Origin of the sequence: Streptomyces humicola (assembly GCF_024436035.1) — a bacterium.
GTDB classification, from domain to species: domain Bacteria; phylum Actinomycetota; class Actinomycetes; order Streptomycetales; family Streptomycetaceae; genus Streptantibioticus_B; species Streptantibioticus_B humicola.
The window spans coordinates 40,349-66,093 of record NZ_JANFNG010000022.1 but is presented as its reverse complement, the minus strand read 5'-3'; the positions used below and the strand labels follow the sequence as shown (position 1 = coordinate 66,093).

Sequence of the window (25,745 nt, the reverse complement as noted above, 5' to 3'; positions counted from 1 at the left end):
GATTGCTTGGCTGACGGATCGAAACGCGCTGCCGAGTCGGCACGCCGGGGGCGACCACGCGGGCATGCGCGCACGCGGGCAGTCGGCCCGGGCTGTGGGATGTTCTCGCCTGTCGCGTCGGCGCCTCACGCCTGTGTGAGGACGCCGACCGGATCGTTCGCGGTCCCCTGCGGCCTGAGGTCCTCGGGATCGACGTAGTCCCGGATCCGGCGGATGAGGGTTGTGCTGTTCTGTCCGAACCGGTGCGGCTCGCGGAGATTGGTGACCTCCAGCTTCCCGCCGTCCGGGCCGGCCAGCGATTTCGCGTATTCGAGGACGGCGCGCCCCTGGGGGTAGGTCATCAGGTAATGGATGGCGAGCACCCCGCCGGCCGGATTGATCAACTGCCAGTACTCGCGCAGGAACGCGAGGGTGTCCCACGTGTCGATCCACGCGAAGTCCACCATGCCGAAGCGCTCGCGGACCAGCCCGCTCGAACCGCGCAGATCGGCCTCGACCACCGAGGTGATGCCGGTGAGTCCGCGGTCTTCCAGGACTTCGAGGACTCGCGGCGCCGAGGACGTCGGATCCGTCATGCGGTCGATGCAGACGAGGTGGGGCCGGTAGGGCTCGTCGTAGTACGCGCGGTGCGCCATCGGCTGGAGTTCGGCGCCCCGCGGGTCGTCGAGAAGCGACTTCTCCGACTCGTACGCCGCGAGGTTGTCCGCCAGAGCCTGCGCCAGGAAGGGAGTCGTATAGCCCATGCCCACTTCGAGGACCCGTTGCGGGCGAGTGGTCCGGATGAGCCAGTAAAGGAGGTTCGCGGTGGCGTCCGTGCCCATTTCCGGGACGATCAGTCCGGAGACAGCCCGCATGAACTCGTCGTCGATCACGTGCTCGAACTCCCGCCTCGCAAGACCGATCAGAACACGAACAAGGACACTAATGCGCCGCACGTCGCGGGGACAGTGTTCGCCGGACAGCTGCTCAGGAGGCCGAGGACTGGCGGGTGCCGCGCTGGGCCGTGCGCACTTCCCCGGCCATCGAGCGCCAGCGCTCGGCGCAGGCGAGCAGGAGTTCGTGGACCGTCTCGGCACGGTGTGCGGGCAGGTCGTGCACGATCTGGTCGCGCTGCCTGTCGACGCGGGCGCAGGCCTCGAACATGCGCAGCAGCGTCCGGCCCGACTCGCTGAATCGCAGTGACGGATCCCGGCACAGCGTGTCGAACAGCGCTGCCATGCCCTCGGCGGAGGGGGCCTCGTCCCGGCGCGCCGGGCCGGGGCCCTGGCCGCCGCGCATGCGCGGCGGCAGCGGGTTTGCGTTGCGCAGGATGCGGGTTTTGACATCCGCCGCCGTCGAGGGCGAGATCGCGGCGCGGCGCGCCACTTCCCGGATCGAGTACTCGGGGTTGCCCAGGAACAGCTCCGCGGCCCGCCGCCTGCCCTCGGAACCGTCGACCGGCCGACTCCTGCCGTCCAGGCCGATCGTGGTTGCCGGGGCGGCCGTCCCGCCGCTGCGCCGGATCTCGGCGACCCGGTGCGGCGAGATCCCCGCCACGGCCGCGATCGCCCGGTTGGACCAGTCGGGGTGCATGGCGGCGACCTGCCGGGCGGCATCATGGCGCTCGCCTGCGTTCAGCGGCAGACCGTGCTTCACATTGGCCGCCACCGCGAGCAGGAACGCGTCGTGCTCCGGCCCGTCGAAGAACTTCACCTCGATGGTGCGCCGGCCGTTGAGGACCGCCGCGCGCATCCGGTGCAGGCCGTCGATGACTCTCAGGGATTCCCGGTGCACCAGGATCGGCGGCACCTCGTCGCCGGAGTCGGCGAGCCGCCGGGTATGAGTGACGTCCTCGAGTTGCGTGCGCACCGACAGCGACTCGCCGAGCCGGGCGACGAACACCGTCTCGACCGGGAGCCGGTCGACCGTCTCGAACAGCGCGGCGATGTATCCCGATCCGGTCCGGGCAGGCTCTCCCGATGGCGCGGCCATCCGCATGACAGATTCCCCCTGATGCGTTGTCTGGAAGCGACGGTTCTTGTCAACTTCGGTCTGTGCAGCGGTGTCCAACTGAGCCCGCGCGCCCAGTTGGACACCCGTTTATCCGCGGTCACCACATGACCGGGAGCCGGTGAACGCCGTAGACGCCCATGTCCAGGGCGAGGGGCACCTGCTCGGCCGGGACGGCGAGGGACAGGGCCGGGAAGCGGCGTAAGAGTGCGGGCAGGGCGACGCCCATCTCCACCCGGGCCAGGTTCTGTCCCAGACACTGGTGAACGCCGTATCCGAAGGCCAGATGAGAGGAGGTTCTGCGGCCGAGATCCAGACGGCCGGGGTCGTCGAACACCCGCGGATCACGGTTGGCGGCGGGCAGTGACACGGTGACCGACTCGCCAGCCTTCAGCAGCCGGCCCGCCAACTCCACGTCCTCCAGTGGGGTGCGCGGCACACCGAAGTGGAAGACGGTCAGGTAGCGCAGCAGCTCCTCGACAGCGTTGTCGACCTCACCCGGGTTGGCGACGAGCCGGGCCAGCTGCTCGGGATGGGTCAGCAGCGCGAAGACGGACAGGCTCAGCATGCTCGACGTCGTCTCGTGCCCGGCGGTCAGCAGCAGGGTGCCGATGCCGGCGATCTCCTCCGGGTCCGTCCCGTCCGCGGCGAGCGCGGCGAGCAGACCGTCCGCGGTGGCGGCCGCGTCGCCCTTCGCCAGGCGCCGCAGCAGCACGTACAGCTCGTCCATCGCCCCGGCCGCGTCCTCGGCGCCGGAGGAGAGGCTGAAGAGCACCTCCGTGTAGTGCTGGAAGGCGGCGCGTTCCGCGTAGGGGACCCCGAGCAGCTCGCAGATCATCACCGACGGGACCGGCAGTGAGAAGCACTCCACCAGGTCGGCGGGGCCTGCGCGGCGTTCCATGGCGTCCAGCAGGTCCTCGACGACGGCCTCGATCCGCGGGCGCAGCTCCCGCATCCGGCGCAGGGTGAACCTGCCCGTCAGCAGCCGGCGCAGCCGCGTGTGCTCGGGGGCGTCCATGTCGACCATCCAGCCGGGCAGGGCTGGTGCGCCATAGAAGGGCTCGATGCTGGGCCGGGCGACGGGCGGGCGCTTGAACTCCGAGCGAGCGCTGAAGCGCCGGTCGGCGAGCACGCTGCGGGCCAGCTCGTGACTGGTGACCAGCCAGCCCACGTGGCCGTCCGGGTAGCGCATCCGGCGGATCGGTTCGTCTTCGAGGCAGGCGGTCAGTTCCGGTGGCGGGTCGAACGGGGCGCGGCGCGCAGTGGGGTGCCCGTCGATGCCGGTCATGAGCCGACCTCTCCCTTCACGAATGCGGTCAGCCGCCGCACCCCTTCGTCGATCTGGTCGGGGTCGAGGTAGCTGCACGACAGCCGCAGCTGCCGTTCGCCCGAGCTGTCCAGGTAGAACTGCGCCATCGGCGTCCACAGGACCCCGTACTTCTGCGCCGAGACCTCCAGCAGCGCGGCGTCCGCCGGGACCGGCAGCCGCATGCGGACGAAGAACCCGCCTCGCGGCCGGTTCCATGTGATGCCCGCGGGCGGCAGCTCGCCCAGGTGGTGGTCGAGGGCATCCGTCAGGTGTGTCAGATTACGCCGGTAGAGCGCCGATTTGCGCCGGCCCAACGCAACAAGAGAGCCGCCATGTTGCAGAAGCAGGCCGCCGATGACCGCCTGGCACAGCGGTGAGGTGTTCACCGTGACCACGGTCTTGAGCGTGGCCAGGTCGTCGGCGAGTGGATGCGTGCCGACCTCTCCGGCGACCGGCTGGTCGGCGACCACGTAGCCGACCCGCGCGCCGGGGAAGGCGATCTTGGCGAATGTGCCGATGTGCACCACGCGCCGGTCGGTGTCCAGCGCCTTCAGCGGCGGCAGCGCCTGGTCGGTGGCCGCGGTGAATCCGTAGGTGTTGTCCTCGATGACCAGGAAGTCCTCCTGGCCAGCGAGGTCGAGTAGCTGTCGGCGGCAGGCCGGCGACATCGTCGTGCCACCCGGGTTGGAGAAGTCCGGGGCCACGTACAGCGCACGCACCGACCGGCCTGCCGCCCGGCACGCGCGGCAGGCGGCGGCCAGGCCGTCGAGGTCGATCCCGTCCGGGCTCTCGTCGATGCTCACCAGGTCCAGGTCGAGCAGACGGGCTGACCCGGTGATGCCCACGAAGCAGGGATTGGCGACCGCCAGCACATCGCGGGGCGACGCGAACAGCGCGCGCAGCACCAGCAGCATCCCCTCCTGCGCCCCGGCCGTGATGACCAGGCTCTCCGGGCCGGCTTCGATCCCGTGGTCCCGGCGCAGCGCCTCGCTGACGAGCCCGTTGATGAGACCGCGGCTCGGCCCGTACTCGTACACCCTTCGCCGTGCCTGGCCGGGGGTGGCGCCGAGGGCCACCTCGTGGTCGACGAACCGGTCGACGCAGGCGGTGAGATCGACGCTCTCCAGGGTGTCCGGATGCGGTGCCCCGGGCGCGAAGGAGATGGCCTCCGGGTAACGGCCCATCACCTCGTTGAGGAAGCCCAGCGATCCGAGGAGTGGGTCGCGCAGTGAGCCGTGCAGGTCGGCGGCGTCGAACAAGGCCGTGTCCTCCGTCATCCGCGAGCCTGTGACCGCTGCCAGCGCCGCTCGACCTTGGCCAGGACATCGTCGCTGTACGCCCGGGCCACCTGGGCGACCGCGAACTCGGCCAGATACTCGCGGAAGAGATCCACCGGCTCCTCGGCGAGGTTGAGCATCCGGCGGTTGGTCGCGACGGCCGGAACGCCGAGTTCGCGCACCGCGCGCTCGACTGCGCCGGCCATCTCCCCGGCGGACACGACCTCGTCGCACAGCAGGTCCGCCTGTGGGTCGCCGGCCGCGATCCGTGCGCCGCCGAGGATGATCCGGCGGGCCGGCCGGGCTCCGGTCAGCCGGGTCAGCCGCAGATTGCCCAGGCCCGGCACGATGCCCTCCTCCGCGGCCGGCAGGCTGAAATAGGCGTCCGTCTCGGCGATGACCCGGTCCATCACCAGCAGGAGCTGCATCCCGCCGCCGATGGCGAAGGAGTCGACCGCGGCTACCCACGGCTTGCTGACCGTGCGGTCCGACCAAGCGCCCGGGGCCGGGTCCACCAGCAGACCGCGCAGCATCTTGTGGATGTAGCCGAGTTCGCGGCCCAGCAGGAAGTCGATGAGGGAGATCGCCCCGTTCCGCAGGTCCTTGAGGTTGATGCCGGCGCTGAAGACCCGTCTGCCGTGGTAGCGCGGATGGTCCACCTCTCCGCCGCGCAGCACACCGACCCGGACCTCGTCGTCCAGCAGCGCGAGGTCGACCGCGGTCTCCAGGTCGCGGATCAGCCGGTTGTCCTCGGCGTTGAGGCATCCGGTGTTGCGGAACGTCAGGTACGCGCCATGTCCGATGCGCTCGACCTCGACGGTCCCCAGCTCCACCCGGCCCGTGCGCCGGAAGGTCTCCAGCAGGTCGAGGGCGCACTCCGTGGGGGTGAGCATCGTCTCGACCAGGTGCCGGCCCGCCACCGGCGAGCGCAGCACGGCGCCAGCGAAGACACCCTGGTCGATCTCCCTGCCGTCCTTGTCCGCCTGGATACGGGCGAGTTCTTCGGCCATCTGCGCGCGGGTCGGCACGAGCCCCGGGAACCGGTCGGCCGCCGTGTACACCAGCTCCGGGAGCCGGACCTGGCGGGTGCGGCCGTCGGTGAGCAGGTCGTAGACGGCTTCGGTATGCCGCCCCAGGAAGTCGCGCCTGCAGGCCCGGCAGGCCGCGAGGACCGCCTCGGCCGAGCGCCGCTGAGTTGCATCGCGCCCGGGCCGGGACGGCAGGGCCGCCAGCAGTTCCTCGCCGGCGGCCGCGTACCGCGCCAGTGCCGCGCGGTCGCCGTCCAGGTCTCCGTCGAACTCGGGCGCCCGCGCCCCGAACGCCTCGAACCTGTCGCTCACGACCCGGACCTTTCCGTGGCAGCCAGCGGCAGCTGGCCCGCGGAGCCGCGCAGTCGCCGCAACTCACGGTCGCAGGCGGCCAGATGCGTGCCCACCGCGTCGTCGTACTCGGCCGACGCAGCCTCCAGCAGCAGTTGGCGGCGCACGGCCATCTCCCGGCCCGACAGCCGGCCCGTGAGCACGGTGGCGGTGCGCACCGCCTCGGCTACGTCGTCGTCGACGTGGTCGATGAGGCCCAGGTCCAGCGCCTTGTCCAGCGGGATGTCGGTGCCCCACAGGACGATCTGCCGGGCGCGGGCCACGCCGAGATGCCGCACCAGCCGGTAGACGGACATGCCGGGCCAGAAGTGCTCGTCGTTGACCGGCAGCAGCAGCCGCAGGTCGGAGGTGCCGATGCGGAAGTCGGCTGCGAGCAGCAGGTCCAGGGCCGGCCCGCCGCACGTGCCCTGAAGCATGGCGATGCTGACCGCCGGCAGCCGCTCCAGCCGGCGCACCGCGCGCTCCCACCGGTTGACCTGCTGGACGTCCACCTCTCCGGGCCACTGGCGGCAGTCCGCCGACATCGCGTCGAAGCAGAGCACCACGACGGTCTGCTCGTCACCGCTCTCCGCCCGCGCGCAGACCGTGTTGACGGCCGATGTCAGCTCCGCGACGGACCGCTGCCCGTCGAACCGCACCATCAGGCCGAGTCCGTCGGGCAGTTCGCTGAGTTCCAGTTCCGTTGCCATCGCGGCGGCGATTCCTTCCGTCACCATCCCACCAAGGCCATCTCGATGGTTGATCCCGGTCCCATGGTCATCAGGACGCCGTAGTCGCCCGGTTCGATGCATCCCTCGTCGAGCAGCCGACGGTAGGAGAACAGGAATGACCCGCTGGAGACGTTGCCGTGGTCGCGCAGCACCCCGATGGTGTGCCGCACGTCGTGACGGGTCAGTCCGAGGTTCACCCGAACCGAGTCGATGACCTTCTTCCCCCCGGAGTGCACGATCCAGTGGGCGATGTCGGAGGGCTGCAGACCGGTGCCGTCCAGGAGCCTGGAGAGGGAGAGTTCGGCGTGCGCCCCGACGACGTAGGGCACCTGCGGGTCCAGAGAGAAGCTGAACTTGCCGTGGTCGTCATCCCAGTCGTAGCGCATGGCGTCGATGGCGTCCGGGATGATGCGGCTGGAGAAGCGCAGGATCGCCGCACCGGCCGGATCGCTCTCGGGGTCGGCGGGTGCCGGGGCCGCGCGCACGGCGACGGCCGCAGACCCGTCACCGAAGAGGCTGTTGACGACGGAAGAGCGCATGGTTCCATCGAAGACATAGGCGGCGGAGCACGCCTCGATGCAGACCATCAGCGCGAGATCGCCGGGGTGCGCGCCGGCCCAGCCGGCCACGGCTGTCAGGGCGTTGAGCCCGGCGTTGCAGCCCATGCCGACCACGTCCAGCCGCGCGCAGTACGGTTCGATGCCCAGGGATTTCAGCAGCAGGGCTGAGAAGCCGGGCGTCGCGAACCCGGTCGAAGTGACACAGCACAGGTAGCGGATGTCCGCCACCTCGGCTCCGGCGTCCGCGAGGCATCTGGTGACGGCCTCGCGCCCCATGGCCAGACCGCTGCGCACATGCTTCCGCAGCAATTCCCCCTGGGTCTCGACAACCGGCGAGCCGTCCGCGGCCAGCGGGGGCAGGGTGAGTCCGCGCCGTTCGATGGCGCTGTTCAGAAATACCGATCTCACCCGCGGGTCGGTGATGCCAAAAGTGTCCAGCATTTCCTGCTGGGTGTAGGAGGTATCCGGCCAGGCCGTGCCGACACCCATGATTCTGGGGAATAACTCCCCGGTCTCTTCACCGATTCCCACTGGTGCCGTGCGCCGCGAGTGAACCATCTGTGCCACGTCTCGTCCCCCGCAAAACTCCGTGTCAAGGAGCCCATCGTATTCCCCGAAACGATGCCCGCGCCGGCCGCCGGCAGCCAGGAAATAATCAATTCCGGATCGGGCATCACAACCGCTCATTCATGCAAGCACACGGATTTGACCGTCGCAACGAGTGGCCCATCGTGACCTGCGTCACAGAGGGGCGCCGTTGACGCCCGGCACGCCATTTTCTTAAGATCACGAACGGAGTCCTTTTCGTTATGGCATGACCTTCGCGGCATGGCGGCATGGAGACCGTCATCAAGCCCAACGTTCGATTAAGGACAAACGTGACCAATCCGCACGGGGACGACGATCCCGTTCTGGACCGGTTTCATTTCCTGGTAAACGCACCAGCCCTGTTCAACGCGGTAACCACGGCGGTCGAACTCGGCATCTTCCGCCTCCTCGCCGAGCAGCCAGGCTGCGACGCGGAGCGGATCGGCTCGGCGACCGGCGTCCCGGCCCACCAGCTGCGCGTCCTGCTGCAGGCGGTCTGCACCACCGGGCTGGTGCGCCGCGAGGACGGCGGGTACGTCAACTCCCCGGTCGCGAGCGACCTGCTGGCCTCGGACGCGGAGGACAGCTGGGCGCACATACTGATCGGCTGGAAAGAGATCTACTACCCGGCCTTCGGCCAGATGACCACGGCCCTGCGCGGCGGCACCAACACCGCCCTCGCCGACCACCCCGGCGACGAGCCCACGCTCTATCAGCGGCTGGCGCACAACCCGCAGCTGGAAGCGGTCTTCCACCGGGCGATGAGCGCCTTCACGCTGCGCTCGGTCGACTCGCTGGTCTGTCAACCGGAGTTCGCCTCGGTGCGGCACCTGCTGGACGTGGGCGGCGGCGACGGCACCACGTCGGCCCGGCTCGCCGCGCGCTACCCCGGCCTGAAGTGCACCGTGTTCGACATGCCGAGCGTCTCCCGACTCGACCGGGCAGCGACGAGCTTCCCCGACCGGGTCGATCTGCACCCCGGCGACATGTTCCAGGACGACTTCCCCGGCGGCACCGACGCCGTGCTCTTCAGCCATGTGCTGGAGATCTTCTCCGAGAAGGAGATCATGCACCTGCTGGGCAAGGCGTATGACGCCCTGCCCGCGGGCGGACGGGTCCTCGCCTACGGCTACAACGTCTCCGACGACGAGACCGACGGCATCTTCGGCGCCCGCCTCGGCCTGTACTTCAACGTGCTGGCCAGTGGCCGCGGAATGGCGTACCCGGCCCGCGACTACGAGGAGTGGCTGCGCCGGGCCGGCTTCAACGACGTGCGGACGACCGCCGGACTCTCGTACGAACACGGGCTCAGCACCGGGACGAAGTAGCGCCGGATCGGCCACGGCAGTGATCTCGACAGAGTGACGGGGGCTGACGGGATGCCTGACACATCTTCGCACGACCGCAAGCGAGTGCTCATTGTCGAACCGACGACCTCGGCGTTCGACCTGATGTACGCGGCACACGACCTCGGGCTGGAAACCGTGGTCGCCTTCTACAACCGCGAGGAGCGCGTCCTGCCGGACCGGGTGCTGACCGCCGTCGACGTCCTGGAACGCCTGCGAGAGGCCGACTTCGTCCAGGAGGTGAGCATGACCGCCGGACCGGGCGACACGCTGCAGCCGTACGGAGACTTCCGCTGCCGGCTCGGCTGCGCGCTGTTCGTCGCCGACGCCTACCCCGAGGCCCTGGAGCGCCGGGCCCGCATCGAGGACATGGTGCGCTGTGTCTGACCACCGCATTCCCCAGTATCTGGTGATCAACCGTTTCGACGATGAATGCGGTCACTACCAGAGGTTCGCCGCCGGTATCGACTGCAGGCTGGCCTTTGTGACGCTGCCTGCCGGGCTGCCGGTCATCGACCGCTCGGCCGCGCTCGACACCGTCGTCGTCGACAGCCTCGGCCACGACACGCTGCTGGCCAAGGCGGAGGCGTTGATGGCCAAGCACGGGCCGTTCGACGGCGTGGTCGGCATCTCCGAGCGCGACGTGATCGCCACCGCCCGGCTGCGCGCGGACCTCGAAGTCCCCGGCTGGCGTGAGGACTTCGTCCGCCGGTTCAAGGACAAGCCGACGATGAAGCAGGCGGTCGCCGCGGCGGGGCTGCGGGTGCCCGCCTTCGTGGCACTGGACGAAGGCAGCAGCGCCGAATCCGTGGCCGAGGCCGTCGGGCTCCCCCTGGTCCTCAAACCCAGGGCGGAGGCGGCCTCCCGCGGCGTCGTCGTCATCGAGGACCTGGAGGAACTGCGCACCGCGTTGAAGGACGTGGACCGGGCCGACCACCAGTGCGAGGAGTACGTGTCCGGCACGGTGCTGCATATCGACGGCATCCGCCGCGGCGGCGGCTTCCACTTCGTCAGCGCGTCCGCCTACCTCAACACCTGCCTGGACTTCGCCCACGGCCTGCCGATGGGCTCCGCCGTCATCGACCCGGGCCCGCGCGCCGACCGCGCCGTGGCCTTCACCGCCGGGTGCCTGGACGCGCTCGGGCTCGACGACGGTCCATTCCACCTGGAACTGATCGAGGCGGACAGCGGCGAACTGGTCTTCCTGGAGGTGGGTATCCGCCCCGGCGGTGCCGACATCCCGACGATCCACCGTGACCTGTTCGGCATCGACCTGTTCGCCGAGGCCTTCCGCGTCACCCTCGGGCTGCCCCCGGCGACCGACCCCGCCCGACTGCCCCAGCCCAGGGGTGGCGGCTGGGTGGCCGTTCCGGAACCCCGCCCGCTGCCCTCCCGGGTGGTCTCGCGCACACCGCTGCTCGACCTGGTCCCGGAGGTCTACGGGGAGATCCTTCCCGAGGTGGGCCGGGTCTTCACCGGGGACGGGGGCTACGACCACATCGGCGGCCGCTTCCTGCTGCGCGCCGCCGACAGCGCCGGCGTGGAGGCGGCGGCGGCCGAGGTGATCAGACGTTACCGGCTTGTCGCGGAACCGGCACGCTGACGGACGGGTCCGGGCACGTCACAGGGTGCGAAGGGCGATCGTCGACCAGGAGGACGGGCCGGTCGCCGCGGCGAGCAGCCGGCTGCCGGGTGCGAGCCCACCGGTCGTGTACTGCTCGTCCAGGGTGACCAGGATGTCGGCGGAGAAGCAGTGCGCAAGCCGGCCGACGGAGCCGAGCAGCAGTCTCTCCGGCGGGAATCCCATGGCCTGGGCGAGGAACTGCTGTGAGTCCGTACGGTAGTTGGCGAACATCACGTGGTCGTACTCCATGACCGCCAGGCCGGTGATCCGTGCCAGGTCGGAGACGCTCCCGCGGGCCAGTTCCACCGTCGCGAGAATGCCCGCCTGGGCGCCGTCGCCGGCGTCCGGCCGCACCCGGGTGCGCGTCGCGACCGCCTCCACGGCGAATCGCGGGCCGCCGCCCCCGGGCTCCCGCGCGGTCACCAGGCAGGCCGCCGCACCGTCGCTGAACACCGACATCCCGTTGGCCATCACCCGGCGACGGGCGCTGCCGGCCCGGTCGGCCAGCACGAGGAGCACCCGCTCGCGGGCCGGATCGCGCAGCAGATCCATGGCGACGCGCAGTGACGGGCCAAAGTTGCCGCAGTCGTGCCCGGCGACCACCAGGTGCTCAACGTCCAGCAGGCCGAGCCGGTACATCAGGCGGGCCAGCGAGTCGACGGTGTCGGCGTCGTTCTGGGTCACGTACAGCAGGACGTCGGGGGAAGACGGGCAGCCGAGCAGGGTGTGTTCGGCGGCCAGCGCCGCCAGCTCCCAGGTGTCCAGGTCGCTGGCCCGGTAGGTGGCCAGTCCGCCGCCGGCCGGAGCGGGCGCGGGCAGCAGCGCGTCGAGTTCCGACACCTCACGCGGCTCGCCGTGGACGTGGCCGATGGACGACAGGTAGACGGTCGGCATGGTCTGGTCGGGTCCCTGAGTGTTCGGCGGATGGTTCACATCGAACCCGCGGCACGTTCGACCGCCCGGCGGATGTGCGGATAGTCCTCTTCCAGCCCGCCGTTGAGCAGCACATGCCCGACCCCGGCGCCGACGTACTCGGCGAGCCGCTCGGCCACCTCGTCATAGGCGCCCACCAGGAACGGCGCGCTGGCCCGGCCGCTACGGAAGGCCCCGAGCCAGTACGGCTCACGCGCCGCGGCGGCCGTCTGCGGGCCTTCCTCGACTGCCCGCAGGGCCAGTTGGCGGGACCAGACGTTCTGCGACCGCGTCTTCAGTAGCGTCTCCTGGCGTCCGGCCCACGACTCGGGGAAGCGTTCCTCGGCCGTGCGCCACGCCACGTCGCCGTCCGCTCTGCACAACAGGCCGATGCGAATGCCGATCCGGCCGGTGTAGCCACTGGCCAGCAGCGGTTCCAGGAACGACTCACGCCACTCGTCGAACGGCGCGGGGTGCGTGACGACAACGTCGGCGATCTCCCGGGCGGTCGCCAGGCTCGCGGGCGACGAGCCGGCGACGAAGATCCGGCACTTCTCCAGCACCTGCGGTCGCGGCTCCAGCCGGAAACCGCGGTAGGTGTAGTGGGAGCCGCACTCGTCGACCTCCTCGCCGTTCAGCAGCGCCCGCAGGATCCGCCCGTACTGGCGCATCCGGTCGTAGCGCTCGTCATGGCTGAGGGTGTCCCCGATCCGGCGCATCTCGTCATCCCGGGCCCCGGCCACCAGGTTGAAGTCCAACGGCCTCCCGTAGAGCCTCGCGTACGCCGCGGCGCAAGCGGCCGCGGTATGCGGCGGCGTGCAGGCCGGCTGCACCGCGATCAGCGGCACGAGCGAGGTCGTCACGGCCCCCAGGTACGTCGCCACGATCCAGGGGTCCACCTCGTGCAGGTTGTGCGGGACCAGGATGCCGGACCAGCCGGCCTCCTCCGAGGCCTGGGCGGCGTGCGTCAGCCGCTCGAGGAATCCGGTTCGGAACTGCTGGTGTTCGCTGACCGACTCCGGGGTGACCGAGTGGACCTCCACCCCGGTCGGGTCGCCGCCGGCGGCCTGCGGCCGCAGCTCCTGCGGATCGGCGTGGTCGCGGATGCGGCTGATCAGCGTGGCGCCGTGCCGGCCAGTGCGGTGCCGTGCGCGCAGGTTGGTCACCTCCAGCAGTTCGCCGTGCGGGCCGGCCAGGATGCCGCCGGCCGGGTTGAGCAGCGGCCCGTACTCGCGCAGGAACGCGGGCGTGTCCCATGTGTCGATCCAGGCGAAGTCGATCAGTCCCAGCTCGTCGCGGACCGTGTGGGCCGCCCCGCGCGGGCCGCTCTCGATCACCGTGCACAAGTCCCGGACGCCCAGCCGGTCGAGCACCTTCAGCGCCTGGGGCATGCAGGAGGCGGGGTCGGACGTCCGGTCGACGCACACCAGCCGTGGCCGGTGGGGCACGTCGTCGTGGCCGGTTTCGGACGACGGCTGCGGTTCGGCCGTGGCATTGTCCTGCAGCGCCATGGCCAGAAACGGGGTGGTGTAGCCCATGCCGATTGCAAGGACGCGCCGCGGGCGGACCGATCGGATGAGCCGATACAGCAGCGGGGCGGTGGAGTCCGTGCCCGTCTCGGGGACCGACAGCGTCGCCACGGTCTCCATGAACGCGTCGTCAATCACTGGTGTTCACCTCATGTCCGGGAACGGGAACGTACACCCAGTCGTGCGAGGTGTAATTCGGCACGGCACGTCACCGCAGTAGCGGCGGGCACAAAAACAATCGGAGCATTCAATGGGTCCTGTGAATTCCAGCGAAGCAACGCAGGTCAACGTGGCCCGACGTCAGATGAATCCCCCTGGGCACGACAGCACGATCCCCAAGCGCCAGTCAGGCTATGGTCCGAGGCAGGGGGTGTCAAGGATTCCCAGACGCACTTGGACACGGCCGACCGGCGGGTCGAATTCCTTGGTGCCGCGGTGCACCGGTCGACATCGGCGACGGACGGTATTGCTTGACGCTCTGATCGACCCGTGTCACAGTGGCCGGGCTCGGCGGGGTGAAGTCGAATGCGTGGTACACGCACCATGAGGGGACCCCCTGAAACGGTTTACGTTGTGCGGTCCAATGCGGCGCGTACTGCGGCCAAAGCTGACCGGTCCACCGGCTCCGCGATGACGGACACGAGGATCAGGGGGAAGCATGGGGAGCACGCCCAGCCGGGACACCGGCTACTGGCCGGAACGCCTCGCCGGCGCGGCGCCGGTCGAACTGGCGACGGACACGCCCCGGCTGACTGCCCGCGAGTACCGTCGGGCGGTCGAGGAGGTCTCGCTCGGCGGTGGCGCGGCCGCACTCCTCGGCCCGGACGACACCTCGGGCGGTGACGGAACGGCGGCCGCGCTGCTCACCGCGTTCGCCGTCGTGCTGCACCGGCACACCGCAGTAGCCCATCCGGTGATCGGCCTGGACCACCGGACACCAGGCGACCCGGCCCCGACCGCCGGGCCACTCCCGGTACGGGTGGATGTCGAACCCGACTTAACCTTCGCCGAGGAGGTCGAACGGACGGCGCGGACCGCCGGCCGTGACCTGCGGCATGCCGCCGAACTTCCCGCGACGGACCTGGTCCCGGCCGGCTTCGGGCTGGTCCGCGTGGTCCTGCTGGCACCCGGCGCGGGGCCGGACCCGGACGCCGAGCCGGACCTGGATCTGTCCCTGGAACGCCGGGACGGGGTCGCGGTGCTGTGCCTGGGCTTCAACGCGAGCCTGTTCGCCCGCGCGACGGCCGCCTGGATGCTGCGCCACCTGGTGACGCTGCTGACCGAGGCCGCTCGCAGGCCCGAACTTCCCCTACGTGACCTCCGGTTGCTCGACGAGCCCGGACCACCGCCGCTGTGGGCGCCGCCAACCCCGCCGGGATACCGGCCACTCGCCCCCGCCGGGCCGCAGGAGTCGTTGCCGCAGCGGTTGTCCGCGGTGGCCGCCGAGCACGCGGACCTCCCCGCGCTCAGCGGCGCTGGCGGCGACTACAGCTACGCCGCGCTGGACCGGGTCACCACGGTCCTGGCCCATCGGCTGCGGCGGTCGGCCGGGCCGGGCACCCGGCTCGCGCTGCTCTGTGAGCACGACGTGGACGCCGTCCTCGGGGTGTGGGCAGCCCTGAAGTCCGGCGCTGCCTATGTACCGTTGGACCCGCGGATGCCGGATGGCCGGCTGTCGCGGATCCTGGCGAGCGCTGATGTGACCGCCATCGCCTGCAGCCCGGCGCTGGCCGGTCGTGCCTGCGTACTGGCAAAGGGCCGACAGGTGGTTCCGCTGTACCCGGTGGGCCCGACCGCCGACGCGCCGGCTCCGGCTCCGGTCGCGGCCGGCTCCCCCGCGTACCTGCTCTTCACCTCCGGCTCCACGGGCCGGCCCAAGGCGGTGGAGCAGACGCACCACAATGTCCTGGAGCACGCGCTGGCCTACGCCGATCGAATACGCCTGGGCCCCGGGGACCGGCTGCCACTGCTGGCCCGCTTCACCTTCGACGCGGCAGTCATGGACCTGTTCGGTGCCCTGCTGAGCGGCGCGAGCCTGCACGTCGTCGACCCGCTGCTGCCCGCGCCGGCCCTGCGCGAACGGCTTGCCGCGGTCGGCACCACCGTGGTGCACTGCACTCCGACGCTCTTCCGCCACCTGGTCGGCGACCTGCCGGAGTCGGGCCCTCCCACACCGCAACTGGCCACGGTGCGCATGGTGGTGCTCGGCGGTGAGGAGGCCGGCCGGCAGGATTTCCGGCGGTTCCTGGCCGCGTTCCCGCCGGACAGTGCACTGGTCAACGGGCTCGGGCCCACCGAGTGCACAGTGGCGCTCCAACACCTGGCCGGCCGTGCCGACCTGACCGGCGCAGTGCTGCCGGTCGGTCACCCGGCCAACGGCGTGCGGGTCCGCCTGCTCGACCCGGACGGGCACCCGACCGAGGTGTACGGCGAACTCGAGATCGTCAGCGACCGCGTGGCGGCCGGCTACTGGCGGCAGCCCGAGGCGACCGCGCGGGCCTTCGGCACCGGCCCGGACGGTGTCCGCTTTCACCGCACCGGCGACCTGGTGCGCCGCCGGCCCGACGGATCCCTGGTCTTTCAGGGGCGCAAGGACCGGCAGCTCAAGGTCCGCGGCCACCGGCTGGAACCGGGCGAGATCGAGGCCGCGCTGCGCGCGCACCCCACCGTGGCCCAGGCGGCGCTCATCGGCGACGAGCGCTCCGGCGGGGACCGGCTGCTCGCCTATGTCACCGCCGCGACCCCGTTCCCGCCCGACGTCGAGCAGCTGACCAGCTATCTGGCCGGGATCCTGCCCGACTACGCGGTGCCCTGGCGGATCACGGTGCTGGACGGCTTTCCGGTCGGTCCCACCGGCAAGCTCGACCGGTGCGCGCTCCCGCTGCCGGAAGAGCTGCCCCGCAGCGGTGACGACGCCCCGCGGACGCCCGTCGAGCAGTCGGTGGCGGACATCTGGTGCCGGGTCCTGGGCGTCACCGCCGTCGGGGTGAATGCCAGTTTCATGGTCAGCGGCGGCGATTCCCTCCGAGTACTGGAGATGCTGTCGGCCGTCCGCGACGAGTTCGGGGTGGACATCCCGCTGATCGACTTCCTCAAGAGCCCGACCGTGGCCGCCGTGACCCGGGCCATCGGTGAGCACGTCGAACAGGAGCAGTCGTGTTGATCCTGACGCGCGACCGGGCCGAAGTCCCGGACAACGGATGGGGGACGCACCCCACCACCCGGATCCTCGTGGGCAACGACTTCAGTGAGGACGTGCGAGACGACCGGGGATGGACCGGGTGGTGGGTGCAGCGTCTGGTGTGGTTCGCCCGGGACGGCGACGTCCTGGTGCTGCCGACCGCGCCCCAGGCCGACTTCGTGGCCTACGTGACCGGGCTGACCGGCACCGATCCTGCCTCCCTCGCCTTCGTGGCGCCGCCCGCGACGCCCGGCACCGAAGGCGCCCTGACCCCGGAGCGGCTCGCGGACCCCAAGTGCGCGGCCGCCATCGCCGATGCGGTCGGCGACCGCGAGGTCGTGCACCTGTCGGCGCTGTGGCCGGACCCGGCGGTGGCCCGGCTCGCGCGCTCGCTGGGCGTCGAGCGCGCCATGCCGGGGCACGGATTCGTCGCCCAGGCGGGAGGGATGCTCACCAACAGCAAGTCGATGTTCCGGGCGGTGGCCGGCGGGGTGGGTGCCGCCGTGCCGCCCGGTCAGGTCTGCACCGGCCGGGAGGTCGCCGAGCAGGCCATCCTCGACCTGCTCGCCGGCGGCGAACCGGTCGTGGTCAAGCACGACTTCCTCTCTGGCGGCCACGGCAACGAGATCCTCGCCGCGGGTCGGCCTGTCCGGCCGATCGGCGCCCGCCGTGTGGTGACCGTCCACGGCCGCGCGGACGTACGCGGCTACCTGGAGGACCGCTGGGAGTGGCTGACCGCCCAGGGCCGCGGCCGCCCGGTGGTCGAGCGCTATGTGCCGGACAGCTCGGCCTTCTTCGCCGAGTATCTGGTCGACGACGACGGCCCGCGGCTCGCCGGCACCGGTGAACTGCTGTCCGCCCCCTATGCCGTCGGCCAGGTGATGCCCGCACCCGGCCTGGAGCCCGAAGTGTACGCCGCCCTCATCGACGGCGCCGAACGGCTGGCGCGCGGGCTGTACGCCATCGGCTACCGCGGCGTCGTCTGCCCGGACGCGATCGTCACCCCTGAACGGGAGGTGCTGTTCACCGAGTTCAACGGCCGGGTCACCGGCTCGACCCATATCTACGGGGTGATCGGGGAGACAGTCGTCGGTCCCGGCTACGGCAAAGACCGGATCATCCTCGAACGGGTCTGGCCGGAGGGCTGGTCGACCCCGTCGTTCGCCACGACGCTGGCCCGCCTGACCGAAGCGGGCCTGGCGTACACGCCGCAGAACCGAACCGGCGTGGTCCTGACCAACGCCTTCGACGGCACCAACGGCGTCATGTACTGCGTGGTCGCCGAGGACCTGGACCGGGCATGGGCCTGCGACCGCGCGCTCGCCCCGCTGTTCACCGCGGCCGGCTGAGCAACAGCTCATCGCACCACATTCCTGCATGACCGAACCGGAGGGCGAACCGTGCACGACGCACAGACGAAGCTGGCCGCGCTGTGGGCCGATCTGCTCAACTGCGAGGAGGTGACCGGCGACACGGACTTCTTCGACTGCGGCGGTACCTCCATCACCGCCGTCCACCTGGCCGCGCGGATCCAGGAGACGTTCGGCGTCTCGGTGGACGCGATAGAGGTGGTGGTGGAGAAAGAGTTCGGCAAACTCGCCCGGCTGCTCGACTCCCGGCTGGCCGCCGCGGCCTCCTGACCGACGGCGCGACCAACCATGTCGAGTGTCATCCGCAGCGGACCGCTCACCCCGGCGCAGCAGCGCATGTGGCTGCGGTCCTACTGGCGCGGTCAGGGCGAGCTGTTCCCCTCGTGGAGCAAACTGTGGGAGATACCCCGCGGCATCGCCGTCGACACGGCCACCGCGGCGTTCTCGGCACTCATCGCCCGGCACGAGATCCTGCGCACGCTCTTCGTCGTCGGACCGGACGGCCTGCCCTGCCAGGCCGTCCTGGACCCGGCGGCCTTCCGGCCTCCGGTGTCGGTCGCTCCTCTGGCCACGCTGGAGGAGTACCAGCGCCGGTCGACGTCGCTGTCCGTGGGGGCCGACTCGCCGCGGCCGCTGTGGGCCGTCCGGTTCTTCGCCGAGCAGGGCGAGGTCCGCTTCGTCAGCCTGGTCTTCGACCACATCATCAGTGACGGCGCCGGCCTGCGGAACTGGCAGGAGCAGTTTCTCGCCTTGTGCCACGGCCGCGCGGCGCCGCTGCCGCTCCGGCAGCCGCTGGACCGAGTCGCGGACACGGTGCGGCCGCTGCCCGCCGCCGCTGCCGGCCGGGCCCGGACCGACCCGTCTGTCCGGGCCCCCCAGGTGCCCGCGCCACGTGCCGCGGGTGACGTTCCCGAGCCGCGCTACCTGTTCACCTCTGCCCGGTACGAGGGGCTGCTGCCGCTGGTGGACCGGATCTGCGCCGCGAGCACGGCGACCCGCCCGATGGTCTTCATGTTCGCCATCGCGTGGCTGCTCTCCCGCTACTCCGGGCGGCGCGAGATGCTCTGCTCCAACTACGTAGCCCACCGGGTCGAACCGGACCACGGCATCGAATGCCAGATGCGCCCCGTCGACATGCTGGTGGAGATCGACGACGACGCCGGCTTCGACACGGCGCTGGGCACGATGTGCGCGGCGACGCTCCGTTCCTACGAGGAGGATCTGCGCCATGGCCACACCCCGCCGGAGTCCCGCTCGCGGGCCGCCGCCGCGCGCGGGGTCGGTTCGGTGGTCCCGGTTTTCTTCAACTTCCAGGGCCCGTCCAGGCCCGCCGCTCCCGGCGACGCCGCCACGTCCGGTCCGGCGCTGCTGACCGGGTGCACCGATGAGTGGGACCGCACCGGTCGCCCGTGGTGCTGCGTGGTCTACGTCTATGTACAAGGCACCCGCGTCACGGTCGACTTCGACGTGGACGCGCTGATGCTTCCGGAACGGACCGTCCACGCCTTCGTCGACGTGCTGCCACGCCTGCTGGAATTCATGGCGGACACACCGCGGGCGCCGGTCCGGGAGGCCGATGTCCTCTTGCCGGACGGGTTCGCGGCCGCCACGCGGTGCCGGCCGGTGGCCGGCAGCTGGGTTCACCCGGGCTCGGTCGAACGGGTGCTGCGGTCGGCCCCCGGGGTCCGAGCGGTGCGGGTCGACACCGACGACCGGGAGGTGGTGGCCCGACTGGCGGTGGCTCCGGGTACCTCGCTGTTCGACGTGCACGAGCACGTGCTGGCCCACCTCGGTCACAACCTGGACGTCGTTGCCCCGCACCGCTACCTGCCGCTGCTCGCGACCGACGCCGGCGGCGATACGACATGGTGGCCGGCCGACGCCCCGGCGGACGGCTGGCGGCCCGCGCACGCCAGTCCCGTGCTGGTCCCGTCGACCGCCGAGGAGCGGGAGCTGTCCGAGGCGATCCGGGAGACGCACGGCCACCCGGTGGAGAACATGGCACTCAGTTACGTCGCCGCCGGCGGCCTGGCCCTCGCCGCCCCCGCCGTAGTGGAGACCCTGCGCCGCCGCGGCCTGGTGGGCCTGCGTTCACACCACTTCTCATCCCCGTGCACCCTGCGCTCGGTGGCCCGCGCCCTGCGGCCGGTGCCCACCGGTCCGGTGGACGGCGCGAGTTACCTCTGGTGAGCGACGAAATTCAAACGGTGCCGACTGAGTGCACGACAGATCATGATGCCGCCCGCCGCTGCCTACGTGAAGAAGCGGGTTGATCGGCGGGCGCAGCCAGACATGGTGATCAAGGCCGTCACCTGGGCGGATGATTTATCGGCACCCGCAACGTCGCTGCGTGATAATTGCACCCGCGGCCAGCATTATTCAGACTTTCTTACATTCTTGTCTTCGGTGTGGGCCGGACAACTCTCAAACCGGAATCCGGACACGGCCGCCAGTGGCTACCGGCATTAGCCGCCCGTGGCCAGCATGCTGGTCCGCATGGTCATTCTCTTCGACGGGCTCATCGATCGATTCCTCCTGACCAGCAGCGGATTTGAGAAAATGCTGCGAGCAGTGCAATCCGAGCAGTGGACCTGGCCAACTCCCTGCACGGAGTGGACCGTGCGGCAGTTGGTCAACCACGTGACTCGGGGCAACCTTAACTACGTCCGCCTGTTGCACGGTGGTGACGGTGCGGGCTTCCTACGACTACGGGATGCTGACGCGCTGGGTACCGATCCGACTTGCGCGTACACCCGATCCGTCCAGGAATGCGCACGAGCCTTCGGAAGGGCCGGCGCCCTGCAGCAGGTTCTGGATTATCCCCTGGGCCCGGTGACCGGCCAGCAAGCACTAGCCGTGAGGATCACGGACACCACGGTCCACACATGGGATCTCGCCCGGGCTGTCGGTCTGGACGACACCCTCGATCCCAGCCTCGTCGCATGGATCGACGAGCACCTCGACGACATCTATCAAGGACTTCCTGAGACGCCCACCGCTGTTGAAACTACCCACCGTTTCTTTGCCGTTCCCCCGGGAGTACTCGACCACGACGCATCGCAGCAGATGCGACTACTGCACCGAATGGGAAGGACGCCTCGACGCGATCACTGAGGTCGTGTGCCCTCATTACCGACCGGTCTCCGGCACTGGCATGACGCTCCTAATGCTGCAACCGCACTCGGGAAATCGCAGAAGGTCAAGCAGTGTGCGCGGTCTCCCGTGAGGTGACACGCCTTCAGTTCTGCAGAGGCGCTGACCTGCGGGGCCGCTACGTGGCCGGGTGCGGGACCCGACATCGTCTGCCGACTTCGCTCGACCAGTCCCCGGCCGGCAGCTCGGGTGCGATCCCGTGCCCGGTCAGTACCGACGCGTGGTGCACGGTACCGGTACGGGTGTCCCGGTACCGTGCGTCGGGATCCAGGCCGGCGAGCCTGAGAACGGGGCGCGGCGTGCCGTGGCGGGGGACCTGCTGCCACACCAGCGCGAAGACCTGCCTGCAGTGTTTCGTGCACGGCTGCCTCCGCAGCGCAGCACCTACGACGAAGTCGCCGCCTGGGCGCCGCAGACACACCAACACCAAGCCGCAGCTTGACGCCCACCGCGTATGGGATGTCTAACCCTGGCCAGACAAACGCCCGGGTCAGCAATCCGAACCGGGATTTTCACGCCGGACAGGCCAGCTCCACGCGATGCCGACGCCGAGGGAGCCTGCCACAACGGATACCCGCTACGAGCGAACGCTCGGCGCGGGACATCGCACGTGTCATGCACCTGGAAGGCTCCCGGGTCTGCGGGCAACTCGACTACCCCATCGCCAAGTCGACGCTCTCGCACCATCTGAAGGTCCTGCGGGAGTCGGGAGTGATGGCACGCACAGCGACGCTTCGATGAACAAATCAAGCGCATCGAACGCCAGCAGAAACTCCTGGCTCAAGCCAAGAAGCTGCTCCAGGAACTTCGCACCGAGGGTGCCACGGCGACCCCCCTCCCTGAGAATCCGATTCGCGCAGTGACGGCAAACGTCACGGTCGGCCTGCAAGCGGCTCGGGCATAGAGGAGAGTGCCGACGCTGCCCCAGCCAGTGAAGCCGTCAAGAATCAACGTGTTGCTTCGCAGGAACGATCTCGCTGACGTGGTACGCGAATTGGGCGTCGATGCGGGCGAGGTTGATCGCGGCGCCGGTGAGCTGGTGCTGGAGGCTGTCTTCGCCAGGCCGCGGTAGCGGGATCTGCGCAGACCGCACCGGAACACGCCCCGGCCATGGTGCCCTCGACTCCGTCCCGGATCTTGTAGCGCTCTTTCCACTCGTCGGTCTGCTGCTCAGCGCGGGCCTCGCGGACAACTTCGTGTTCGTCCCGGCGCCGCAGGTTCAGCTCGCGGCGCTTGGCCTTGGGTGGGTTGGCGCAGTCTCGCAGGTGAGGGCAGGGGCGGCAGTCGGCCGGGGTGAAACGGACCCGGATGACGGGCAGGCCCTGCTGGGAATGCCGCTCGGCCCACTGTGTGCTGACGGCGCCGATCGGGCAGGTCACCTGCTCGCGATTCCAATCGATGGTGAACGCGTCCTGCCCGAAGGGGCCGCCGGCCGTAGCGGCGGTGCTGGCGGCGATCGGCCCGTGCAGGTCGATGCCGTGCTCGCGCCGGGCATCATCTAGGTACGGTCGCTCCCACCTCCCTAAGACGCTGGTGAAGCAGGCGTACGGCCATGGCGCCCTCGCCGATGGCGGAGGCGACGCGCTTGATCGATCCGCTGCGCACGTCACCCACGGCGAAGAGTCCCGGGTGATTGGTCTCCAGCGCCATGGGGATACGGTCGAGGTGTCCCCACTCGTCCTCGTCGCAGGCAGGCAGTGCGTCCTGGCCGGTGAGCACGAAGCCGCGCGAGTCGAGCGCCACCACTCCCGCGAGCCAGGATGTGCACGGGACGGCCCCGATGAAGACGAACAGCGCGCGCACGGGAAGGGTGCGGCGCTCCCCGGTGCGGTTGTCCTCCACGATCACGAACTCGACCCAGTTGGTGCCGTTCACCTCGCGTACCTCGGTGTGCAGCAGCACGTTGATCCGCGGATGCCGCTCGATCCGGTCCACGAGGTAGCGCGACATGTCCGCGCCGAGATCGCCACCGCGTACCAGGAGGTAGACGGGCAGTGACTGCCGGGCGAGGAAGAGTGCGGCTTGCCCCGCCGAGTTCCCTCCGCCCACCACCGCGACCGGGTCGGCACGACACCTTCTCGCCTCCCAGATCGTGGCCGCGTAGTGCACGCCCAGTCCCTCCAGCGCCTCGATGCCCGGGGCGTCCAGCCGGCGGTAGCGGGCGCCCGTGGCGAGAACGACGGTACGGGAGGCGGCCGACGCGCCGTCGTCGAACCGGACGACATAGTGGCCGTCCCGCCGTTCCAGCCCGACGGCGCCGGCGGGGACGTTGATTTCGGCTCCGAACCGGCTGGCCTGCACCACGGCGCGCTCGGCGAGTTCCGCCCCGGAGATTCCCGCAGGAAACCCGAGGTAGTTCTCGATGCGGGACGAGGTGGCCGCCTGGCCTCCGGTTGCCTCGTCGTCCACCACGGTCGTCTGCAGGCCCTCCGAGGCGGCGTAGACGGCGGCAGCCAGGCCGGCCGGTCCGGCGCCTATCACCAGCAGGTCACGGGTGTCCGCCTCCGGCGCCGGACGGCGCAAGCCCAGCGCGTTGGCCAACTCGGCGCTGTCCGGGTTGCGGAGTACCTTGTCGCCGCCCAGGATCACAACGGGCGTCTCGGAGGGAGCGATGCCCAGCCGGTTCAGCAGTGCCTCGGCCTGGCGATCCTTCTCCAGGTCGATCCAGTGATGGGGAAGCCGGTTGCGGGCGGCGAACTGGAGCAGACGACAAGTGTCGGGAGAGAATTCCGAGCCCACGATCCGGAAACCGGCTCCCCGTCCCACCAGCTCTGAGCGGCGCATCAGATATGCGCGGAGGATGAGGTCGCCGAGGGCGGGTTCGCTGGCCAGTAGTCCGCGCAGCTCGGAGACCGGGACCGCGAGGATCGTGCCGTCTTCGGTAACCACGCCGGTGAAGAAGGCGGTCTGGCCTTCCAGGAGCCCCATTTCTCCGAGGAAACTTCGCGGGCCGTGTACGTGTACGACGCGTTGGTCCACCCCGTAGCCCTCGACGATCGCCACCTTGCCGCTGAGCACGACGAAGAAGTGGGAGCAGGGCTGACCTTCCATGAAGAGGACTTCACCGGCCCGCACCTTCCGCTGTTCGCCGCATACGCTGAGCACCTCGATCTGCTGATCCGAAAGCCGTGGGTAAGCACCGTGTGTGTCGGGTGTCTCCTCGTGCTGCACGGCGTCGTTGCTATCCATGACGACTCCTCCGCCAAGCCTGCGGTCGGCGGCTCATACGAACGCCTCGTGCGCGAAGCACCAGCGCCAGTTCTCTCCTGGCTGCAGTGAACGGACGATGGGGTGTCCGACGGCCGCCGCGTGCGCTCTGGCGTGGCGTCCCGGTGAGGAGTCGCAGCAGCCCACATGGCCGCAGGTGAGGCACAGGCGCAGGTGCACCCAGCCCATGCCGGTGCGCAGGCACTCCTCGCAACCCGGGGTCTTGGGCCTGACGTCGCGGACCAGGCTCAGGTGAGGGTCGGGCATGACAGTCATGGCTGGCCTCCGGAGCTCATGTCGGCCGGGTGCGGCCTGCGAGGGCTCTTTCCGCCCAGTCCCGCAGTACGTGGGGTGGCGCTGCGCCCGCCTGCCGTGCGATCTCCTTTCCTCGGTCGAGGATCAGCAGGGTCGGTACGGCTTGCACCATGAACCGCTGCTGCAACCGCGGTGACCTGTCGACGTCTACTTTGACGAGTTTGATCCGGCCGGCCATTTCCCGCGCGACCTGTTCCAGGGCAGGGCTGACCATCCGGCACGGACCGCACCAGGTCGCCCACATGTCCACCAGGACGGGCAGCGAAGCCTGTTCGGCGATCTCGGCGAAGTCCTGGTCGGTGGCGTCCACGACCCACGGTAGTAGGCTGTGACAGTTGCCGCATTTGGGGATGCCCTCGGCGGCGGCCGGAATCCGGTTCCCCTTGCCGCAGCTCCCGCACCTGACCGTGTACGTCCGCGCGCGTGCCGCCACCCCGCGCCTGCTGTCACCCATGGCACCTCCTCCAGGCCGTGATCAGGCGGCCCTGGCTTGTGGCCGCTGACTGCGGACACCGTGCCCGGCGGTATGGACGGCACCCTGTCAGCCTGCGCGAGGTGGGTAGCCGATGGCGTGGACCCGAAAGGACGAAATACGCCTTCCCAGTCGGACCCTGCAGGCCCAGGCGCCAGCTGACCAGCAGCTTGGTCGCTTCGGGACCTGGGCCCCTCCGTGGTGGTGTGCTCGCACGCCGCGGGGAAGCCACCCCGACGCGCTGCTGAACCGCCTCGGCGTCAGCAGCGGTGCCCGCGACGACATCGCCCTGATCGTCGTCCGCTTGGACCGCACCATCCGCCGAGCGACCGCTCCCGCCTTGTAAGGCGTACCCGGCTGTCCGCCGGGCCCGGTCAGTCGGCTTCCTTCAGGTCGGGCACAACCTCAGGCAACTGTGCGGCGCCGATCGCGCTCAGGTCGACGAGCTGGTCACACAGGAACAGAAGCTTGCCGCCGCCGTCGGCGCCCACGGCTTCTGGCAGACGATCGATGCCGGCGCCAGGATGGCGGCGCGAATGTGGCTGAAGGACCGCCCGCCTCGTCACCGAGCTCGTCAGAGTCCATGGGCTCATGATGCGCGGCCGAGGTAACGGCCGCTCAGAGCTTGGCTGGGACGTACCGGAATTCTGGGCCGCAGCTTTCCTCCCGGTCCTTGGGAAGGGGCATCTTCATCAGCTCCAGCGCGTCCCCGTCAAGGTCCTTCGTGTGGCCTCACCGGCATCCAGATAGCGGGCATGAACTCTCTCATGGAGCGCTGGATACAAACGTGCCGACGCGAGCTGCTGGACCGGACCGGCAACCGA

23 protein-coding genes and 2 pseudogenes are annotated in these 25,745 nt (G+C 70.1%); 11 read left to right on the top strand and 14 right to left on the bottom strand.

Annotated elements, in window-relative coordinates; all coding sequences use genetic code 11:
* Window positions 1-125 precede the first annotated feature (125 nt).
* The 7 genes from NGB36_RS23785 to dpgA form a co-directional block, all read right to left on the bottom strand.
* A complete protein-coding gene (locus NGB36_RS23785) occupies window positions 126-872 on the bottom strand; it encodes an O-methyltransferase (RefSeq protein ID WP_255922470.1) in 747 nt (248 codons plus the stop codon).
* Between the two features lie 94 nt (window positions 873-966).
* Window positions 967-1,977 (bottom strand): ParB/RepB/Spo0J family partition protein, encoded by a 1,011-nt coding sequence (locus NGB36_RS23780; RefSeq protein ID WP_255922469.1) that lies wholly within the window; start codon window positions 1,975-1,977, stop codon window positions 967-969.
* 112 nt (window positions 1,978-2,089) lie between these two features.
* On the bottom strand, window positions 2,090-3,277 hold the full coding sequence (locus tag NGB36_RS23775; protein ID WP_255922468.1) for a cytochrome P450: 1,188 nt from the start codon (window positions 3,275-3,277) through the stop codon (window positions 2,090-2,092).
* Window positions 3,274-4,575: an aminotransferase-like domain-containing protein gene (locus tag NGB36_RS23770; protein ID WP_255922467.1), complete on the bottom strand. Its 1,302-nt coding sequence runs from the start codon at window positions 4,573-4,575 to the stop codon at window positions 3,274-3,276. Before NGB36_RS23770 ends, NGB36_RS23775 begins: the two co-directional genes overlap by 4 nt.
* The gene (gene dpgC, locus NGB36_RS23765) at window positions 4,572-5,915 is read right to left on the bottom strand and encodes a (3,5-dihydroxyphenyl)acetyl-CoA 1,2-dioxygenase DpgC (protein WP_255922466.1); all 1,344 of its coding nucleotides are present in this window, start codon (window positions 5,913-5,915) and stop codon (window positions 4,572-4,574) included. The genes NGB36_RS23770 and dpgC overlap by 4 nt, the downstream gene beginning before the upstream one ends.
* A complete protein-coding gene (dpgB, locus tag NGB36_RS23760) occupies window positions 5,912-6,643 on the bottom strand; it encodes an enoyl-CoA-hydratase DpgB (RefSeq protein WP_255922465.1) in 732 nt (243 codons plus the stop codon). Before dpgB ends, dpgC begins: the two co-directional genes overlap by 4 nt.
* A gap of 20 nt (window positions 6,644-6,663) precedes the next feature.
* Window positions 6,664-7,713: a 3,5-dihydroxyphenylacetyl-CoA synthase DpgA gene (gene dpgA / locus NGB36_RS23755; protein WP_255922464.1), complete on the bottom strand. Its 1,050-nt coding sequence runs from the start codon at window positions 7,711-7,713 to the stop codon at window positions 6,664-6,666.
* 389 nt (window positions 7,714-8,102) lie between these two features.
* On the opposite strand from dpgA, the gene NGB36_RS23750 reads away from it, so the two are divergent.
* From NGB36_RS23750 to NGB36_RS23740, 3 genes are read left to right on the top strand one after another with little or no spacing between them, the layout of a single operon-like run.
* On the top strand, window positions 8,103-9,140 hold the full coding sequence (locus NGB36_RS23750) for a methyltransferase (protein ID WP_255922462.1): 1,038 nt from the start codon (window positions 8,103-8,105) through the stop codon (window positions 9,138-9,140).
* A gap of 51 nt (window positions 9,141-9,191) precedes the next feature.
* Window positions 9,192-9,545 carry a hypothetical protein gene (locus NGB36_RS23745; RefSeq protein ID WP_255922461.1) on the top strand — a complete coding sequence of 118 codons (354 nt, stop codon included), beginning with the start codon at window positions 9,192-9,194 and terminating at the stop codon, window positions 9,543-9,545.
* A complete protein-coding gene (locus NGB36_RS23740) occupies window positions 9,538-10,761 on the top strand; it encodes an ATP-grasp domain-containing protein (protein ID WP_255922460.1) in 1,224 nt (407 codons plus the stop codon). Before NGB36_RS23745 ends, NGB36_RS23740 begins: the two co-directional genes overlap by 8 nt.
* A gap of 18 nt (window positions 10,762-10,779) precedes the next feature.
* Here NGB36_RS23740 and NGB36_RS23735 read toward each other — a convergent pair whose 3' ends face one another.
* Window positions 10,780-11,676 carry a 3-oxoacyl-[acyl-carrier-protein] synthase III C-terminal domain-containing protein gene (locus tag NGB36_RS23735; protein WP_255922459.1) on the bottom strand — a complete coding sequence of 299 codons (897 nt, stop codon included), beginning with the start codon at window positions 11,674-11,676 and terminating at the stop codon, window positions 10,780-10,782.
* Window positions 11,677-11,711: 35 nt separating this feature from the next.
* Complete coding sequence (locus tag NGB36_RS23730; RefSeq protein ID WP_255922458.1) at window positions 11,712-13,361, bottom strand: LLM class flavin-dependent oxidoreductase; 1,650 nt, start codon at window positions 13,359-13,361, stop codon at window positions 11,712-11,714.
* A 520-nt stretch (window positions 13,362-13,881) separates the two neighbouring features.
* Between NGB36_RS23730 and NGB36_RS23725 the strand changes: the two genes are divergently transcribed.
* The 5 genes from NGB36_RS23725 (at window position 13,882) to NGB36_RS23705 (ending at window position 20,888) form a co-directional block, all read left to right on the top strand.
* Window positions 13,882-16,386 carry an amino acid adenylation domain-containing protein gene (locus tag NGB36_RS23725; RefSeq protein WP_255922457.1) on the top strand — a complete coding sequence of 835 codons (2,505 nt, stop codon included), beginning with the start codon at window positions 13,882-13,884 and terminating at the stop codon, window positions 16,384-16,386.
* Entirely contained in the window at window positions 16,380-17,753 is a 1,374-nt protein-coding gene (locus tag NGB36_RS23720) for a preATP grasp domain-containing protein (RefSeq protein WP_255922456.1), read from the top strand. Before NGB36_RS23725 ends, NGB36_RS23720 begins: the two co-directional genes overlap by 7 nt.
* A gap of 51 nt (window positions 17,754-17,804) precedes the next feature.
* Window positions 17,805-18,044 (top strand): phosphopantetheine-binding protein, encoded by a 240-nt coding sequence (locus NGB36_RS23715; RefSeq protein WP_255922455.1) that lies wholly within the window; start codon window positions 17,805-17,807, stop codon window positions 18,042-18,044.
* An 18-nt stretch (window positions 18,045-18,062) separates the two neighbouring features.
* On the top strand, window positions 18,063-19,964 hold the full coding sequence (locus NGB36_RS23710; RefSeq protein ID WP_255922454.1) for a condensation domain-containing protein: 1,902 nt from the start codon (window positions 18,063-18,065) through the stop codon (window positions 19,962-19,964).
* Between the two features lie 294 nt (window positions 19,965-20,258).
* Window positions 20,259-20,888 (top strand): TIGR03086 family metal-binding protein, encoded by a 630-nt coding sequence (locus NGB36_RS23705; RefSeq protein ID WP_255922502.1) that lies wholly within the window; start codon window positions 20,259-20,261, stop codon window positions 20,886-20,888.
* 157 nt (window positions 20,889-21,045) lie between these two features.
* On the opposite strand, the gene NGB36_RS23700 is transcribed toward NGB36_RS23705, so the two are convergent.
* Window positions 21,046-21,348, bottom strand: coding sequence for a GH36 C-terminal domain-containing protein (locus tag NGB36_RS23700; RefSeq protein WP_255922501.1), 303 nt, complete (start codon window positions 21,346-21,348; stop codon window positions 21,046-21,048).
* Between the two features lie 194 nt (window positions 21,349-21,542).
* On the opposite strand from NGB36_RS23700, the gene NGB36_RS23695 reads away from it, so the two are divergent.
* The gene (locus NGB36_RS23695) at window positions 21,543-21,668 is read left to right on the top strand and encodes an ArsR family transcriptional regulator (RefSeq protein WP_255922453.1); all 126 of its coding nucleotides are present in this window, start codon (window positions 21,543-21,545) and stop codon (window positions 21,666-21,668) included.
* Between the two features lie 199 nt (window positions 21,669-21,867).
* On the opposite strand, the pseudogene NGB36_RS23690 reads toward NGB36_RS23695, so the two are convergent.
* The 4 genes and pseudogenes from NGB36_RS23690 to trxA all read right to left on the bottom strand — a co-directional run.
* Window positions 21,868-22,420: pseudogene (locus NGB36_RS23690) on the bottom strand (transposase); the annotation flags it as partial.
* A 1-nt stretch (window position 22,421) separates the two neighbouring features.
* A complete protein-coding gene (locus NGB36_RS23685) occupies window positions 22,422-24,116 on the bottom strand; it encodes an FAD-dependent oxidoreductase (RefSeq protein ID WP_255922452.1) in 1,695 nt (564 codons plus the stop codon).
* Between the two features lie 33 nt (window positions 24,117-24,149).
* Window positions 24,150-24,410 (bottom strand): UBP-type zinc finger domain-containing protein, encoded by a 261-nt coding sequence (locus NGB36_RS23680; RefSeq protein ID WP_255922451.1) that lies wholly within the window; start codon window positions 24,408-24,410, stop codon window positions 24,150-24,152.
* 16 nt (window positions 24,411-24,426) lie between these two features.
* On the bottom strand, window positions 24,427-24,903 hold the full coding sequence (gene trxA / locus NGB36_RS23675; protein WP_255922450.1) for a thioredoxin: 477 nt from the start codon (window positions 24,901-24,903) through the stop codon (window positions 24,427-24,429).
* A gap of 464 nt (window positions 24,904-25,367) precedes the next feature.
* On the opposite strand from trxA, the gene NGB36_RS34135 reads away from it, so the two are divergent.
* On the top strand, window positions 25,368-25,532 hold the full coding sequence (locus NGB36_RS34135; RefSeq protein WP_505016748.1) for a DUF8825 domain-containing protein: 165 nt from the start codon (window positions 25,368-25,370) through the stop codon (window positions 25,530-25,532).
* A 123-nt stretch (window positions 25,533-25,655) separates the two neighbouring features.
* Window positions 25,656-25,736, top strand: a pseudogene (locus tag NGB36_RS33875) (integrase core domain-containing protein); the annotation flags it as partial.
* Between the last annotated feature and the right edge of the window lie 9 nt (window positions 25,737-25,745).

Coding starts and splice junctions, on each gene's coding strand:
- NGB36_RS23780 (WP_255922469.1), bottom strand. CDS start 1,977: ATGCGGATGGCCGCGCCATCGGGAGAGCCTGCCCGGACCGGATCGGGA.
- NGB36_RS23775 (WP_255922468.1), bottom strand. CDS start 3,277: ATGACCGGCATCGACGGGCACCCCACTGCGCGCCGCGCCCCGTTCGAC.
- NGB36_RS23770 (WP_255922467.1), bottom strand. CDS start 4,575: ATGACGGAGGACACGGCCTTGTTCGACGCCGCCGACCTGCACGGCTCA.
- dpgB (WP_255922465.1), bottom strand. CDS start 6,643: ATGGCAACGGAACTGGAACTCAGCGAACTGCCCGACGGACTCGGCCTG.
- dpgA (WP_255922464.1), bottom strand. CDS start 7,713: ATGGGTGTCGGCACGGCCTGGCCGGATACCTCCTACACCCAGCAGGAA.
- NGB36_RS23745 (WP_255922461.1), top strand. CDS start 9,192: ATGCCTGACACATCTTCGCACGACCGCAAGCGAGTGCTCATTGTCGAA.
- NGB36_RS23735 (WP_255922459.1), bottom strand. CDS start 11,676: ATGCCGACCGTCTACCTGTCGTCCATCGGCCACGTCCACGGCGAGCCG.
- NGB36_RS23725 (WP_255922457.1), top strand. CDS start 13,882: ATGGGGAGCACGCCCAGCCGGGACACCGGCTACTGGCCGGAACGCCTC.
- NGB36_RS23710 (WP_255922454.1), top strand. CDS start 18,063: ATGTCGAGTGTCATCCGCAGCGGACCGCTCACCCCGGCGCAGCAGCGC.
- NGB36_RS23705 (WP_255922502.1), top strand. CDS start 20,259: ATGCTGGTCCGCATGGTCATTCTCTTCGACGGGCTCATCGATCGATTC.
- NGB36_RS23695 (WP_255922453.1), top strand. CDS start 21,543: ATGCACCTGGAAGGCTCCCGGGTCTGCGGGCAACTCGACTACCCCATC.
- NGB36_RS23685 (WP_255922452.1), bottom strand. CDS start 24,116: ATGGATAGCAACGACGCCGTGCAGCACGAGGAGACACCCGACACACAC.
- NGB36_RS23680 (WP_255922451.1), bottom strand. CDS start 24,410: ATGACTGTCATGCCCGACCCTCACCTGAGCCTGGTCCGCGACGTCAGG.
- trxA (WP_255922450.1), bottom strand. CDS start 24,903: ATGGGTGACAGCAGGCGCGGGGTGGCGGCACGCGCGCGGACGTACACG.